We start from the raw sequence: 17620 nt of genomic DNA on the forward strand, positions 1-17620 counted from the left end.
GAAATAGGGATATCTAATGATGAAAGTTAGCTATAATGATAAGGTGCAATCGTATTGGCATAGGTTGTATTAAGTTTGTTTTTACTTATATATAAGTTTTATGAATAAAATTGACAATAAAAAAGAGATATGCTAACTTTATACAGTTATAAAAAATAAACTTTTGTATATGAAATTAATAAGTAGTTACTATGAGAAGGTAGAGGTTAGGAATGAAATTTGAAAAGCGTCAGTCTAAGTTAGCAGTTCTTACTCTTGTGTTAGGTACAATGTCTGCACCAACAATGGCAGCATATCCTGCTGTTGTTGTAGGTGGTAGCAATGCCAGCGCAACTGGTCATGTGGCATTGGCTGTTGGGGCTAATGCCAATGCATCGGGTAACCAAGGGGTTGCTATAGGAGCTAATTCTATAGCTAGTGGTGGTAATGCGACGGCTCTTGGGTTAAATGCAACGGCAACACATACAGATGCATTAGCCATTGGTACAAAAGCAAAGGCAACGAATGTGAATACTACTGTAGTAGGTGCGTATGCTGTATCTAGTGGAGATTATGGGGTGGCAGTTGGAGCCGATTCTTATGCGACAGGTAACCGTGCTATTTCTATTGGTGTAGCAATCAATGAGACAGAAAATAAACGATTTGGTGCTACCGGTGATCGTTCTATTAGCATTGGTAATGAAACACTGGCTTCTAGTACGCATACAACAGCCGTAGGTGATAGTGCTACAGCTACTAGCAATCGATCTGCGTCCTATGGGGCATTTGCGAATGCAACGGGTATTCAATCCACAGCGGTTGGTCATGCCTCCAATGCAACAGGCAACTATAGCGCTTCCTTTGGTGATGCTTCTGCTGCTAGTGGTGAAACAGCTGTAGCTATAGGTTATGGAGCAAAGGCTCGAGATACAGAAACAATTGCTATCGGTAGAGGGGCTAGTACGAATGATTCGGGATCCCATGGCTCTATTGCTATTGGTCGAAACTCGACGGCTACAGCAGGACTTTCTGTTGCCATAGGGGCAGATGCTAGAAATGAAACGAAGCATCCCACAGCAGATCATACCTATTATGCGGCAACTGCCGTAGGTACAGGTGCTAGGACTGGTAGTGTTGGGTCTATTGCTATCGGTAATAATAGTGTGGCTAATACAGAGTTAGTAGACGGTGAAATTGGCGTATATTCGACTGCAGTTGGTACATCAAGTTCGTCGCAAGGGATATATTCTACGGCAATAGGTGTACATTCTAAGGCGTATGGTCACTATTCCGTTGCCATGGGTATGCATAAGCATCAAGTGACAGGAGAAGAGCTAGGTGCCCGTGGATATGGCTCAGCTGCCATCGGTTTATATGCTAATTCTATTGGTTTGCAAAGTGTTGCCATCGGACAAGAGAGCAAAACTGATCGTAATCGAAGTATAGCAATCGGTCTTAAAGCGATTACTAATGGTGTGGATAGTATAGCGATGGGAACTAAATCAAGCACACATGCCTCTAACAGTGTTGCTATTGGTTTAGACTCGAAAACAACCATTGATTCTTCCGTTGCACTAGGTGCATTATCCTCCACATCGGGTCAAGCTTTCACAGCGGGCTATGATCCTACTACAAAAGCGGCTATGGATATGAGTACTGTGGTGAAAGATGTAGCTGCTTATGAGGCACAAAAAACTATCATTAAAGAGGCGAATGAGACAATCGACAAGTCTAATGTCGTACTTCGTACAGCTGAATATGATCGTATCTATGGCGCCACTGCAGATATTCGCAATGCAGCTGATACCTTAACGGCAGAGCATCGTGGAAAAATTATTGACGCAGAAGCTAAAAAGTTGGAGGCAATGCAGGCGATTAAGAATAACTTTCAAGGTGCTTCTGCATGGGAGAGCTCATTAGGTGGTGTATCTGTTGGTAACGCAGACTTGGGATTAACTCGCCAAATTAATAACGTGGCGGCAGGTACGTTGGATACAGATGCTGTTAATGTAGCTCAGTTAAAACGAGTACTTAATACAAGTATCAACAATACTATGGGAGACATCATGAACCAAACGAACACTTTGGTGAATGGAGTTCGTCAAGATGTACAGGCTCTTCGTAGTGAAAGTCGAGAAGGGGATGCAATAAATGCTGCGTTAGCAGCATTAAAACCAGTGGCGTATAAATCGACAGAGCCTACACAAATTATGGCGGGTGTAGGACATAACTCTGGTACTACCGGTTTTGCTTTAGGTGTAGCTCATTATACAGACGAAGGAACCATGTTTAATGCGGGGATTGCATTTGCTGGTAAACAACGATCCTATAATGGAGGTGTTACATTTAGAATTGGACATGGCAGTGATGATGTGCCACAATATGCACCTCCAGCAACAGTGCAAGTTCTTTCAGAAGAGTTAGCAATGGAGAAATCTAACAATGTATTGCAAGAGCGTCGCATTGAAGAACAAGATGTAAAAATTAATCGTTTATTAGAACAAAATGAACGGTTGCAACAAGATGTACAAGCCTTAAAGGCTTTGTTAAAATAAATACAATAGAATACAAATGGTAGTTATACCGCAAAGGCTATAGACTGATAGAATCGGCTATAGCCTTTTTGTGTTATTTCAATTTGTGAATCAAATGGAGCATTTTATGTCTATTTAGAGTAGATGTAAATCATCATTAGTAATAAAATATAAATGATTAATATTATCAATGATATTTATATTATAGAAAGATGGTGGAATGCTATGCATTATACTAAGCCGTATCAAAAACGTTTACTTACTGGTGCAGTCATGAGTTGGATGGCATGCTCTTGGTATCTATTAGGTGGGTTAGCACCTGTACAGGCAGAAGGGTCAGTATTTGTTACAGCAGATCGTGCACAAGAAGAAGCAAAATATAACTCTCAACAAGTGCAAATCATTACCAAAAAAGATATTGAACTAAAGCAGGCTAAATCTGTGGAAGATATCGTATTTACACAAGCTGGTGTAAGTCGTACAGTGGACAGTATGGGCCGTGTCGGTGTATCGATTCGTGGTGCCGAACCTCGTCATACATTAATACTCGTAGATGGTCAGCCAGTGATGGGTGAATTTGCAAAGTATCAGGGGCAAGGCGATGAATTGCAACGACTAGGTACAGAAAATGTGGAACGTATAGAAATTATTCAAGGTGCAGCAAGCGCAAAATACGGATCTGATGCCATTGGTGGTGTTATCAATGTAATTACAAATAAACCAAATAAAAATGCTAATATCCGCATTAATGGTGAGAGTATTCGTTCTCGTGGCGACCAAGGCTTGTTCCCATACAGTAACTTCTTTATGCGTGCTGATTCAGGCCAACAAGGTAAATTACGAGTGAATATTCACGGTAGCAAACGTGATATTGTGCCCGTATATGCTGCACGAGAAAGAAAAGAAGTTCCATTTGGTGATCCTAGTGTGCCCCATCGATTCCCTAAAAACTCACTTCGTTATTATGGCGCCAATGCCAATATTGGCTTGTCTGCTATCTATGATGTGAATGATAAAAATTCATTTTCTTTCACCATGGATCGATATAACGAAGATTTAGAGCGATATGTAAAACGAACGAATTCTGAAGATGAACCACAAGTGCATTATAAACGTGATTTGGATCGGAATAAAATTAACTTTTCCTATGCTGGTTCCGATGAAAAAAATAACTGGAAAGTGGAATTGAACTCTGCCCGGACAAAAGAAGATGATGTGACCCTTACTAGTGAATTTGGAAATAGTAACTATGAAGGTAAAAACACGTTGAATTATGTGGACAATGTGGATCATAAACAATGGAGCTTAAATGTTACTGGCGATACACAAGCCAATGAAAATCATTTACTTTCTTATGGGTTTGGATACACTACTGAAAGTGGTGAAGGTAGTCGATTAAAAAGCGCGCCTCACACATGGGTTCGTAACATTGACCCATGGGATTATGATAAAAGTTTAGCTGTGAAAAAAGGGAAACCTTCTAGTACCATCTATCGTCATTCTTTTGATAAAAATAGTGATGGCTCTTTACGGTGGAATAAAGAACATGAATGGTATGGCTATGATGGAACAATTAATACCAGTGTGCCTGAATTTACCTATGAAGACTTTAAAAACTATTTAGACCCAGAAGCAGGGCTAGATGAGTCTGCCTTTATGGGTTTGGTCTATGATTCTGGTGGAAATTATACGCCGAACAATCTTCAAAGACGCAATCCTGAAGCCTTTAAACGGTTTGAAGCATTCAACGAAAGATTAAAACAAATTCCTTACAATCAAGAACTGGTGGCTAAGTATGGGCCAGGACATCAAGGATCCACCACCATAGATGGAGTGAAACCACCAATTATTAACTTAGCGTATTTGGCTTTATTCTATTATATGGAAGATCCATCCTTTAAAATTGTACGACCTCAATTCAATGGTGGTCATTTTAAGGATGAGTACAATAAACGGATTAATCAGCAAACGGTAGGGAGTGCTCGGTTACGGAAACAACATTTCTTCATCCAAGATACATGGCAAGTGAATAAGAACACGATTTTACAACCGATTGCTCGCCTAGACCATAGTGATTTATTCGGTTCCCATATGACTTTCAACATGGGGGTTACCCATAATGTAAAGGGCAATGCACATCGTCGTTTGAAAGCTAATATTGGAACCAGCTACACCGAGCCAGGCATGGGGGAAATGTACTATAATTGGGAAATGTATGGCCCTACGGTAACGAATGTAGCTCCACTTTCCGGTGGTCGTGCACGACTAGGATGGTATTGGATTGGTAATCCTGATTTAAAACCAGAAACCTCGAAAAATATAGATATCTCTTTTGAAGGGGAAAACAAAAATACCTATTTCAAATTAACTGCTTTCCGCAACCAAATTACGAACTACATGACCATTGCTAATACAGGACATATTATAGATTTTCATCCTTATTTAAATGAAAGTACTTATATGGGTGCTACAAAATTTGAACATGCACCAGATATGATTTATACTTTTAAAAATATAGGTAAAGCTCGTATTAATGGCTTGGAATTAGAGTTAAAACAACGGTTGAATGAGCATTTTAAATTTAAATTCGGTTATACCTATTTGAATGCCATTAATAAAACAAATCCAGATTTGCCACGTCGATTGCTAGATAAACCAATGCATAAATTGGACTTAGGTTTAGAATTTGAAGATAAAAAAAGTGGCTGGAGTGGTAATATTTGGGCAGACTATTACTATAAAATGCTAGATAGTAATTCCGTATCTGGCGGTGGTAATTATATTACATCACAAAAAGACCCTGATAATGACGATAAATCTATCATTACCTACGAGTTTAATACGAAAAAGACAGCGGATATGTATAAGTTAAAATCCTATGGCATTTGGAACATGATTGTGCAAAAGAAAATCAATAAAGATTCCTTAGTGTATTTTGGCATTAATAATATCTTTGATCATCGAGATGATGATCGAGCCTTGCAAGGTCGTCAATATCGGTTTGGGATGAATTTAAAATTTGGGGCTTCTAGTGAAACAAAGGATAAGGTAGTAGAAGTATCTACAAAAGTCATTCATGATAAAAATGATATTATAGCCATGACTCCACTGAATACATTTGTCTTGGAGAAACCATTTGATGAAGGCAAAGAAAAAGGAATTACATTCATAGGCGATTTACGTATGGGTGGAGATAGTCATTTAGGTAGTGATCGACCATCCAATCGGGTTACAGCAGTCAGCTCAATTAGTGATGGGGCATTGAAAAACCTACTAGATAAAAATGAACATGGGTTCCATACACGGTTGCGTTTGGGTGCTAATGCACGAGTTAATGATACTATGAATGTAAAATTACTCATCACAGCACAGGGGCAAAACGGTGTGGATACATCTCATGAAATGGTAGGTTCAAAAGGTATTCAACATAGTAGAGTAGAAGAGTTAGATTTGACGAAACATCATGCAAAATGGGATTATTCTGTAGGTAGGATGAAAGAACGAATGGGTGCTACAGGGTACTGGTTTAATAAAGAATTTGATGGACTTCGTACCGTTTGGACTAGTGATAAAGACCAAGTACGTATTGGATTTGGGGATTTCTCCCGCAGCACCGGTATCCAAGACTCTTCGTATACTCATGCAATTTATACGAAGTTTAAACGACCACCAACTGTGGATGAGTTTGTTGGTACATCCTATGATTACTCAGAACTTTCAGAAGAAGACCGAAACCGTGTTGGTGGAGCAAAAGTTGAAAAAGTTGTGAAAGATGCACCGAATACAGTGAATTTCTATCAACAGTTGAAAAAGTTGCTGAGGGAATATAAGGAGTTATCTGCAAAAAAAGATGACTATACTACTGAATTAGATAGTTTAAAAGATGACTTGGCAGGTAATGGTTGGGTAACACCTACAGAAGAGGAAAAAGTTGAACTACGAGCAAAAATTGAAGCTAAAACAAAAGAATTGGAAGAAATTACTACAAAATGGGAAGCTAATGTAGATGCTCAGTATGGAACACTGGCTCGCATGCAAGACATTGTAATAAAAGCCTATGGTAATGATAAAGCTTTCACTACAGTTGATATAGCGACAAGGACGGAAAAAGAAATTACCATTCCAATTAAAATGCCAAAATTAAACTATACCTTAAAGGGAAAATCACAGGAATTTAAATATGATGATGATGGAGATTTGATGCGTGGACCAGATGGAAACCCTATTCCAGCTGGACCTGCAACCGAAAGCTCATTTAAACAAGCGATTAGTCCTAGTGGGAATAATATAAATAACCCTATTTTCAAATTAAAACTTAAGGATATTCAAGTTCTTGGCAAAAATAAAAAAGAATTTTTAGCAAAGTGGTTTAAAGAGAATAAAGCAGAAATATTAAAGGGATATGACGAGGAAGCCAAACGACTCGCTATTGGAGCTTTTAACGGAGGTGTTACAGGAGTAGAATTGACTGATGATTCTGGTAAAGTAGGAGATGAGCTTTATAAAAATAATTATCTAGAGACTGATGGAAGTCCTCAAGATCATACAATATACAACACATACGATTCAGACATGTACCCATACTTAATTGCTCAATATTTCAATAAACTCGTTAGTGTCTTAGAGGCCACTGATGCTCATAGTCGTTTACCAAGGGAAACATTGACTCCATACACAGGAGCTATTATTCCTGCGAAAGGTATCGTATTGCAACGTGATACTATACCACCAATTAAAGGAGCTGGATTTATTCAACTTCGACATATGGTAGGTAAACAAATGGGAATCAGTGCATGGTATTTACGTTCCTTAGGTAATGATGAATTTAGTATGGCCTACGCTTCTGGATTGACCACATCCTCTAAAACGTTACGAGGTATGGCTAATGTGATTGGTATTGGTGCTAATTATCGAATGGGGCAAGCTACGGTTTCCTTCGATTATGGTCAAAACAGAACAGACCTTGGTCGATTTATGAATGGTCGCACTATCTATGATTATGTGCCAGGGTCCATAAACTTTACCCCAACAGGTCGAACTAATGGTGGGAATCCAACATTCTGGGCTGTTCGTTTTGATGTTGGACAATCGGATATGAGTAGACCAGGTAGCTGGAATGGATTCATCGATTACAAATCCTTTGACCATGGTTCCTTCTTCGGCGGAAATGGAACGGGGGCTGTACCAGATCGATACCTAGATGGTATTCGTAGCTTCACCGTTGGTGGTGGATATGTACCATGGAAAGATGTATTATTAGAAGCATCCTATACCTTCGATGCAAAAGCGATTGGACAAAGAGATACTTTATACGGTGCAGAAAACTTTAAATTAGGAAATTACACAAGAATCCAAGGAACTTATAGGTTCTAGATTTACGTAATTGAAAGTGAGTTTCTCTCCTGTATTGGATAATTTAATAGTTAGAAGAGATGCCTAATGACTGTTTGTCTTATAGTTATTAGGCATTTTTGATGTTCGATGTTAACACAATCAGGTGTATATTTATAGATAAAAATAAGAAAGAGTTTCAAATAAATGAACTAATTGGGCTATTGGATTTCATTTTGGAGTAGAATTGAAATATCATTTACTATAAAATAATAGAAAATGATACTTTTTGTCATTTATAGGGATTCATTGATATATAGTTTTTTAGAGATATAGGAGCAGATTGCCATGACCACACATCGGAGAAAGCAACAGAAATACTTTATGCTATCTTGCGCTATAGCTACATGGATAGCTATGCCTGGATTGATGTATACAAATACGGTACAAGCTGAGGGTTCTGTGTATGTAACAGCCGACAAAGCACATGAAGAGGCAAAATATAACTCTCAACAAGTGAGTATTATTACTAAAAAGGATATTGAGCAAAAACAAGCGAAGTCATTAGAAGATATCATTTTTACTGAAAGCGGTGTATCTCGTACTGTGGATTCGATGGGTCGTGTAGGTGTATCCATCCGTGGTGCCGAAGCACGACATACTCTAATTTTAGTAGATGGACAAGCCGTATTAGGGGACTTGGCTAAGTTTAGTGGCGCCGCTGACGAAGTGATGCGTTTAGGTACAGAAAACGTGGAACGCATTGAAATCGTACAAGGTTCTGCTAGTGCGAAATATGGTTCCGATGCGATTGGTGGTGTAGTGAACATTATCACTAAAAAAGCAGCAAAAAAACCAACTATTCAAATCAATGGTGAAGGATCTCGTGCTAAAGGTGGAGAAACTGGATATGGTAATTCAAATTTCTTCTTACGTGCTGATTCTGGACAAATGGGTAAAGTGCGTGTAGCTATCTCTGGTAGTAAACGTGATATTATGCCTGTATATGCTACGCAAGCAAGAAGAGATACTGGAGATAAACTAGAAGGCGAGTTTAAACCAAATGTGCTTCGTTTCTATGGAGATACCTCTGATGTTGGGTTGAACGCAATTTACGATATTAATAAAGAAAACAATATTCAAGTTCGTCTAAATCGATATACAGAAGATTTACAACGTGATGTAAAACATAGTACATCTCCATTTGAGCCACAGCGCCATTTTAAACGTGATAGCAACCGTAATACATTGAATATGATTTGGAACGGTCGAGGTGGTGCTAGCGATTGGAAATTAGAATTGAACCATTCTCGCATTAATGAAAATGATATTTCTTTAATTAATTACTTCGGCCGTTCTCAGTACGAAGGTAAAAATGAATTGAAGTATATTGATGATGTAGACCATCGTCAAACTGATATCCGCTTCAATGCAAATTCTGCTATTGGGGATACACACACATTGAGTTGGGGGATTGCACAAACCCATGAAACTGGTTTTGGTAGTCGCTTGAAAAGCTCTCCAAATGTAAAAACAAGATATATTGATCCATGGGACTATGATAAAAACTTGTTAGTAGCTGGTGTAGATCGTCTAGAGCGTCGCCCTGGGGACAATAGTTTGCGTGTTTATTCACACATTCATGATTTTAAATTTAAACCAAGTAAAGATGGTTTACCAATTTGGGATAAAGATTATGAATATTATGGCGCTGAGAAAAAGAGCGACATTCCACCGATTACCTATGAATACTTCCGTGAACATAAATTAGATGACCCTAATAAAACAACAGACCCATCCTCGGTGTATAATAATTTAACAGATTTTGGAGTAGATGATGAACACTGGGAAAAAATTCGTGATTTCAATGATGCATTAAAAAATGAAAATAATCTTCAAAGTGCATCTTCTGTGTATGTAAAATACTTTACACAAGGGGAATCCTTGGATCCAGCAGAGCGTGCGAAAGCACCAAAATACAAAGGCGTTAAATTCCTTGAGAAATATCGTGAACGTGAACAACGTATTACAGAAGGGGAAGGCACTATCAATAAAACAAATATGTACTTATCCGATGCTTGGCAAGTCAATAAAGATTTATTAGTACAACCAACAGTTCGTATTGATAAAAGTAACTTATTCGGTAGTCATGTATCCTGGAATTTAGGGGCTACCTATAATGTAAACTCCAATGCGCATCGTCGTTTGAAAGTCAATGTAGGTACAGGCTACGCTGAACCAGGTATGGGTGAATTGTGGTATAATTGGCAAATGTTTGGTTCTAACCCAGTAGCACAAGGTGTAGCTAAAATGGGTTGGTACTGGGCAGGTAACCCTAACTTGAAACCAGAAACATCCAAAAATATCGACATTAGTTTTGAAGGAGAAGGCAAAAATGACTATGCTCGCTTTGGCATTTTCCAAAACCGTATTACTAATTACATGTCGGTATATTTTACAGGAGAACTACAAGATTGGGCTCCGCAATTATCGAAACAAGATAAATGGATGCAAGCACCAGATTTAATTTATAGCTTTAAAAATATTGGGAAAGCTAAAATTACCGGTGCCCAATTAGAGTGGAAACATAAATTTGGTAATCATTGGAGTACGCGCTTTGGCTGGACTCGTCTACAGGCTTTAAACCAATCTGATCCAACAATGCCTAGACATTTATTAGATCGTCCAACTAATAAAATTGACTTTGGTATTACATACGAAACTAAAAAATGGAATGCACAACTTTGGGCGGACTATTACCATAAAATGTTGGATAGTAATACGCAAAAAAATCGTTCCAACTATTGGATTAGTGGAATTGATTCCGATAGTGCTATTTATAATGTTTCTAATGAATACGAAGAAAAATCCTACGGTATATGGAATGCCATGGTACAACGTAAATTTGGCGATGATTCATTAGTATACTTTGGTGTTAATAATATCTTTGATCATCGCGATGATGACCGTGCAACACAAGCTCGTGTATATCGTTTTGGTGTGAACCTAAAATTTGGCCCTGGTGGTGCACATAAAGATACAAATGTGAAAGCACAAACACCAGGTACAGCGAATAGTAGTATAGGATCCACAACACCGATTTCTCAAACTCAAGTTGATACTGCGTTAGCTAGAGTCAATGGCGATAATATGGGACATAGTCATCACTTCTTAGATCGTCCATTTGATGCAAATAAAGAAGTAGGCACTCAATTTATCGGTGATTACCGAGCACGCTTAATGGCTCATGGTGGTTCTGAACGTCCACAATCCTTGTATACAAGTACTTCTTATGTAGGAAGTGCTGAATATAACTTAAAAGATCAAAGAGAACATGGCTTAGAACAACGCATTCGTTTTGGTGCAGATGAAAAAATCAATGACCACACGAATGTGAAAGTGTTAGCAAGTGCAAGTGGTACTCACTCCGTAGATACAGCAAGCACAACAGTTAACTCACAAGGACTTAATAAACAACGATTGGAAAACCTAGATGTGACAAATTCTAATGGACGTTGGGATTTCTCTATCGGTCGTTTATCTGAATCTATGGGTACTACAGGTTATTGGTTTAATAAAACATTTGATGGTGTTCGTGCTGTTTGGACGGACCAACGAAATCAATTCCGTACGGGTATCGGATCATTCAAAGCAAGCACGGGTATTACAGATTCTGCTTACACTCATAGTACGTACGCTACGTACTTTAGAGCGCCAACATTGGATGAATTTATTGGATTAAACAGCCAAATATACAACACATTTAATGAAGGCATGTACGGCAATGAGTGGAAGACTCCGATTGAAGAAAAAGATGGAAAAAGAATTCCTCAAAAAGGATCTTTTATGGAAAGATACTTAAAGGACTTTAAAGGTAAGAACGAAAATCTATTTTTTGTAGAGCAATTGAGCGATATAGAAAATACAATGTCTAACCTATCAGAACAAGAACGGGCTGCAAAACGTACTGAGATTGTACAACGCATGGCCGAGATTGTTGGTAAAGCATATCCAGAACTAGCTAACTCTACTCACTTAGCATATAGGACTGAAACGCCTGGAAAAACGATAAACATTATGTATGAAGTAGAGGATGCTAATGGTACAAAGGCATACTTAATGGCTCAGATGGATCTTTATTCATCTGGTGGAAAATTTAGCCCATATCCGATTTACAAGAATGATTCAGACGAAAGAAAAGCTGTTAAAAAAGAGAAAAACGAAATCTTAAAAGAGTTGTATGGTAAAACATTAGCGTCTGTTAATTCAAAATTTGCCGCAAGTTTGGGAGACCCAACGGTATTAACCAAGGAATACATTGATAAGAATAAAGCAAAATTAGAAGAAGGATACAAGGCTGCTGCTGAATGGGCTGCACGTAAACAATGGATTGAAGATAATGAATATTCTTTGGATTCACGTGATGACAAAATAAAATATTCTGAGAACTTTGCTCTTACGGATGATGGATATTATAAACAAATCTCTTCAAGTGCTCCTGAGGCAAGAAAACTTGATAATCCAGTCAAGGATTATAAATTTAAAAGAGTTGTAAAAATATTTGAAAAAGGGGAAAACGTATTTGGCAAAGGCATTAAAATGAAAGATGTTGATATTGCCGAAACATTAAAATCTGCGAATTTTGTTACAACACCTAGTGATTATACAGAAGGTCAGATGCAGTTTTTCCCAGAATTATATTTAAGAGAATTAATTAAATTATTAAGAGACTCTGAACAAGGTAATACATTACCTCGCGCAGCCTTAGAAAAAGTAATTGGCAAACCAATCAAAGTGACTGGTTTAAAATTAGAACGTGATACAATTCCTGCGATCGATAAAGCTATCTTTGCTCAATATAAAACGCAAATTAACCCACGGTTAGGTATTCAAGCATGGTTCTTACGTTCCTTGAACAATAATGAACACACAATGCAAGCTGGTCATGCAAAAACTAAGATGGTCACTCATACAGGTATTACCGGGTATAATACAGATTGGGCAGGAGATATCAATCCAGATGATCCAATTTACGGCGATGTAACATCTGAAGTACCAGACTTAACAAATGATACATACACAACAAATCGCTTGGCAAATATCTTTGCGATCGGTGCACAATATCAATTAGGTCATAATGCGTTACTTTCCTTAGATTATGGTTTGAATCGCAGTGATTTCGGTCGCTATATGAATGGTCATACCAACTTTGATCATGTTCGAAATACTGCTGACTTCACAGTGAAAGGTCACTCCATGGGAGGTACTCCACACTTCTGGACAGCTCGTCTTGACATCGGACAATCTGATTACACAAGACCGGGTAGCTGGAATGCGTTCATGGATTATAAATACTTTGCTCATGGTTCCTTCTTCGGTGGTAATGGCACAGGTGCAGTACCTGATCGTTACTTAGATGGTATCCGCAGCTTTACATTAGGTGGTGGATATGTTCCTCGTAAAGACTTCTTAGTAGAGGCATTCTATACATTTGATGCCAAAGGTATTGGACAACGTGATACATTATATGGTGGAGAAAACTTTAAATTAGGTAACTACACTCGTATTCAAGGTACTTACAAGTTCTAATGCAAGATACTATCAAGTCTTATAGACGTTGGCCTAAGTCTATGCACTAATGCACAGTATGATAGACTAGCATTTAATACATAATGATATACCATAGAGGATAGTTGACGATGTCAGTTGGCTATCCTCTACTACCATGCTCTGTGCAACAGTATGGCAGTATAGGACTGCAATCTATCTAGAGGAAAGGAATATTCTCAGCGTATCTAAAATTAGATTGAGATACAACGATTACATTGAGATACAAAAATTGTTTATTGTAGAGTAAAATTTACATTGAAATGCAAAAAACTATCGATTTTAAATAAAGATTGCATTGGAATGCAATCTTGTGTCAAAATATAGCGGAGTTTGCATCCTAATGTATTATTTGAAATAGCAATGAATTGTAAGGTATAAGCGGGTGGTATTTATGGCGATGTCAAGTTTTTTAACGGAATTTAAGTTTGATGAAACAGCAACAAAGAAAATTTCTAAAATATTTGATGAAAATAAAAAATTGAATATTCCTTCAGATTTTGAGGTTGAATGTATAAGCAAAGAGGATATTCCCAATTTTTTAAATATGGAGAAATTTTATTAGCATATATGTTATATAAGGGTTACAAGTGAAAGAAGAAATGACAAAAGAAATACAAGAATCGACGGGTGTGATTCGTTATATTTGGATTGTATTGGGTGCTATTAGTTTTGGCTTAGGGTCATTGGGAATTGTATTGCCTTTATTGCCAACGGTACCATTTTATTTATTCGCTGTATTTTGTTTTGCTAGAGGATCTAAACGATTCCATGAGAAGTTTGTAAACTCAAAACTCTATGCAAACTATGTAGAGCCTTTTAAAAGTAAAAGTGGCATGCCATTGCGCACTAAGATTAATATTTTGGTATCCGTGTCTATTTTATTGGGCATTGGTGCTTATGGTATGCGCAATATGCCGGTAGCATTATACATTATGGGGGCTGTGTGGATAGGTCATGTGATTGCCCTTGCGTTTATTGTGAAAACGGCACCACCTGAACCTAAAGCATAATAATAGTTATTTTCGTAGTAGTGCAAGTGTATCATGTTTGTATATTACTGAATATGATGTACACATACAAATAGAATAGTTGTATTAGCCAAATCATGAATGCATATTTATCGTGATTTGGCTTTTATTGTGTTGTGCTTATGTGATATAGTAGTAGCAACGTTTAAATATAACTTACGTCATTGGGTGTACTGGTAGAAAGTTATGTTACAGAATCTATCGTTACAATAGATAGTGAGTATTATGAAGTATTCACTAAGGATAATTCAATCTACTTGATGACACATAAATTTATTGTTAAAAAATACTTGGAGTAATATATAGTTGTGTATATGTATAGATTATAATTAGGAGCGGAATACTATGAAATCAAAACAACAACAAGGCCCTATACAAGGAGATCGATGTGGTATCTGCGTTCCTATTGTAGGACCTAGTATCGAGGAAGTTCTTTCACAGGTACAAAAGGCAGTGCAAGCAGAGGTAGACCTCATTGAGTTGCGCCCTGATATGTGGATGAAGGATTCCCATATATCTGAGGAAGTGTACATACCCACAATAGTAAATTTGGTAGAAGAAGTGCATTCTAAATATGAAAAGATGCCTATGTTGTTTACATGGCGTACCCTAGCTGAGGGCGGAGAAACACCTTTAAGTAGTGAGAATTACTGTAATTTATTACAAGTAATTGTGGATCAAAATGTGGTGGATGCTGTGGATGTAGAATTATTTGCCTACACAGAGAAAATTGGTAGCATCATGAAACAGGCTCATCAGCAAGGAATGCAAACGGTAATGAGCTATCACAACTTTTACAAAACATTGGGGATAGATACATTGCATCTCTATGCAGAGCAAATGATATCTGCAGGAGCTTCCGTGATTAAGTTTGCTTTGATGCCAACATCGAGTGATGACGTATTTTCCGTATTACAGTTTACAAGAGAGTTAACACAAAGATATCCGCAGTTACCACGTATAACTATGTCTATGGGACAATTAGGACAGATGACACGGACCTGTGGCAATGTGTTTGGTAATTGTTTGACCTTTGGCACACTGGGACAAGCATCGGCACCTGGACAGATAGAGGTGGCGGTTTTAAGGCAACTAATAAAAGGCAAAAAATAATGTGATAGTCAAATTGTTTCATAATTACTATACAATGGCATCAAGAAGATTATTTTCTGCTACTCTGTATGGTAAGGAGTAGATATGAGATCATTAGTTTTTATTCTTCGTATGTACATAGCTATAGAGATTATCTATAGAATAGACAGAAGAGTCTATAAAAATTATAGAAGAAATGTTAATATTCAGTAGACAAATGTATTTTAGTGTGATAATATTTGATACATAATTTAATACTCGCCTACGAAACCGATGAGGTGGAGATAAAAATAGAACGTGCACTTCCAGAGAGTGGGGGTAGCTGAGAGCCCCGCAGAACGCAGTCTATTAAATGGACCACCGAGGGTATGGGGAACGGACAATGTGTCTTAGTATAGCATAACGTGTCATGAGCGTTAATCGTGAGGGATATGATAGTATCCTGCAAAGGGGAATGCATGCATTCAAACAAGGTGGTACCGCGATTTATATGAATCTTTCTGCGCATTCGTGCAGCTTTTAGCATATGAACTCGTCCTTGACATTTACGTCTAGGGCGAGTTTTTTTTTGCAGGAGGATTTATGAAACCATCATTAGAAACAGTGAAACAATTGGGGCAAGGGTATGATATCGTACCAGTTTATGTGGAATTATTATCAGATATTCGCACACCTATTTCCGTACTGAAAGCCCTAAAAAAGGTGAGCGCCCATACTTTCTTATTAGAAAGTGCAGATAATACTCATCACTGGGGTCGATATTCTTTCTTAGGTTATAATCCATTGTTAGAAGTCACATGCAAAAACCATATGATGACAATTAAGGGAGATATGACACGCACATTCACATGTAATAATCCGGCGGAAGAAATTAGAAATATATTGAATCAATATAAAAGCCCTAGAGTAGAAGAATTGCCAACTTTTACAGGTGGATTTGTAGGATACTTCGCCTATGAATACATTCGATACATAGAACCTACTTTGGATCAACACATCAGTGATACAGATACGAGCATGGTTAACGATGTGGACCTTATGCTCTTTGATAAAGTTATTGCTTTCGACCATTATAAAAATAAAATCTATATCATCGGTCATGTACGTACAGATGATATAGAACGCAATTATGAGCGGACCCAATTGGAATTACAAGCCTTAGCAGATCTAGTGACAGAAGGAGAAGAGGCAGACATCGAACGTGGTGTACTGGAAAATGAATTCACCTCTGAGTTTACTTCCGAAGAATATCAAGAGGTAGTACGAAAAACACAACACTACATCACAGAAGGAGATATTTTCCAAGCGGTGGTATCTAATCGTAGAGAAGCGAAGTTCAAGGGGAGTTTACTCAATGCATATCGAGTGCTACGAACAATGAACCCATCGCCGTACATGTTCTATATGAGTGGTAAATCTGTGGAATTAACAGGTGCATCTCCGGAAACATTGGTAAAATTACAAGATAGGAGTGTTTACACTTTCCCAATTGCGGGCACATTACCACGGGGCAAGAATGAAGAGGAAGATAGGGCGCAAGAGGCTAAGCTAAGTCAGGACGAAAAAGAACTAGCGGAACATAATATGCTTGTCGATTTAGGCCGTAACGACATTGGTAAAGTTTGTGAGTTTGGTTCCGTCCAAGTAGAAGCGTTACATCAATTACAACGGTTCTCCCACGTTATCCATTTAACTAGCACTGTGAAAGGAACCTTACGAGAAGAGTTTGATGCTTTAGATGCTATTGGTGCTACCTTGCCAGCAGGAACTTTGTCGGGTGCCCCTAAGATTCGTGCCATTCAGATTTTACAAGAATTAGAGAAAAGCCCGCGTGGTGTATATGGAGGTGCCGTAGGATACTTAGATTTTTCCGGGAATATGGATGTGTGTATTGGCATCCGCATGGCTATGGCAAAAAACGGAAGAGTATTTGTGCGGTCTGGCGGTGGTATTGTGCGAGACAGTGTACCTGTGAATGAATACAATGAAACGATTCATAAAGCACAATCTATGGTGACAGCTATCACATTGGCACAGGAGGTGTAA

Annotated in this window: 7 protein-coding genes; all 7 read left to right on the forward strand. The window is 38.0% G+C overall.

From position 1 onward, the window contains the following. Positions 1 to 212: 212 nt before the first annotated feature. Positions 213 to 2534, forward strand: coding sequence for a YadA-like family protein (locus EO117_RS01675; RefSeq protein ID WP_126938786.1), 2322 nt, complete (start codon positions 213 to 215; stop codon positions 2532 to 2534). A 204-nt stretch (positions 2535 to 2738) separates the two neighbouring features. Further along, positions 2739 to 7886, forward strand: a complete 5148-nt coding sequence (locus tag EO117_RS01680; RefSeq protein ID WP_240632556.1) for a TonB-dependent siderophore receptor — start codon at positions 2739 to 2741, stop codon at positions 7884 to 7886. 306 nt (positions 7887 to 8192) lie between these two features. Beyond that, positions 8193 to 13433: a TonB-dependent siderophore receptor gene (locus EO117_RS01685; protein WP_126938787.1), complete on the forward strand. Its 5241-nt coding sequence runs from the start codon at positions 8193 to 8195 to the stop codon at positions 13431 to 13433. A gap of 412 nt (positions 13434 to 13845) precedes the next feature. Further along, positions 13846 to 14016 (forward strand): iron-containing alcohol dehydrogenase, encoded by a 171-nt coding sequence (locus EO117_RS09160; RefSeq protein ID WP_164727459.1) that lies wholly within the window; start codon positions 13846 to 13848, stop codon positions 14014 to 14016. 37 nt (positions 14017 to 14053) lie between these two features. Continuing rightward, positions 14054 to 14464, forward strand: coding sequence for a YbaN family protein (locus tag EO117_RS01690; RefSeq protein WP_126938810.1), 411 nt, complete (start codon positions 14054 to 14056; stop codon positions 14462 to 14464). A gap of 363 nt (positions 14465 to 14827) precedes the next feature. Continuing rightward, a complete protein-coding gene (gene aroD, locus EO117_RS01695; protein ID WP_126938788.1) occupies positions 14828 to 15595 on the forward strand; it encodes a type I 3-dehydroquinate dehydratase in 768 nt (255 codons plus the stop codon). Between the two features lie 561 nt (positions 15596 to 16156). Then, the gene (trpE, locus tag EO117_RS01700; protein WP_126938789.1) at positions 16157 to 17620 is read left to right on the forward strand and encodes an anthranilate synthase component I; all 1464 of its coding nucleotides are present in this window, start codon (positions 16157 to 16159) and stop codon (positions 17618 to 17620) included.

Origin of the sequence: Veillonella sp. VA142 (assembly GCF_003992135.1) — a bacterium.
Classification (GTDB): domain Bacteria; phylum Bacillota; class Negativicutes; order Veillonellales; family Veillonellaceae; genus F0422.

Excerpts from the sequence above, each read along its gene's own strand:
- EO117_RS01685 (WP_126938787.1), top strand. The coding sequence starts at position 8,193 with ATGACCACACATCGGAGAAAGCAACAGAAATACTTTATGCTATCTTGC.
- EO117_RS01680 (WP_240632556.1), top strand. The coding sequence starts at position 2,739 with ATGCATTATACTAAGCCGTATCAAAAACGTTTACTTACTGGTGCAGTC.
- EO117_RS01690 (WP_126938810.1), top strand. The coding sequence starts at position 14,054 with ATGACAAAAGAAATACAAGAATCGACGGGTGTGATTCGTTATATTTGG.
- trpE (WP_126938789.1), top strand. The coding sequence starts at position 16,157 with ATGAAACCATCATTAGAAACAGTGAAACAATTGGGGCAAGGGTATGAT.
- EO117_RS09160 (WP_164727459.1), top strand. The coding sequence starts at position 13,846 with ATGGCGATGTCAAGTTTTTTAACGGAATTTAAGTTTGATGAAACAGCA.
- EO117_RS01675 (WP_126938786.1), top strand. The coding sequence starts at position 213 with ATGAAATTTGAAAAGCGTCAGTCTAAGTTAGCAGTTCTTACTCTTGTG.
- aroD (WP_126938788.1), top strand. The coding sequence starts at position 14,828 with ATGAAATCAAAACAACAACAAGGCCCTATACAAGGAGATCGATGTGGT.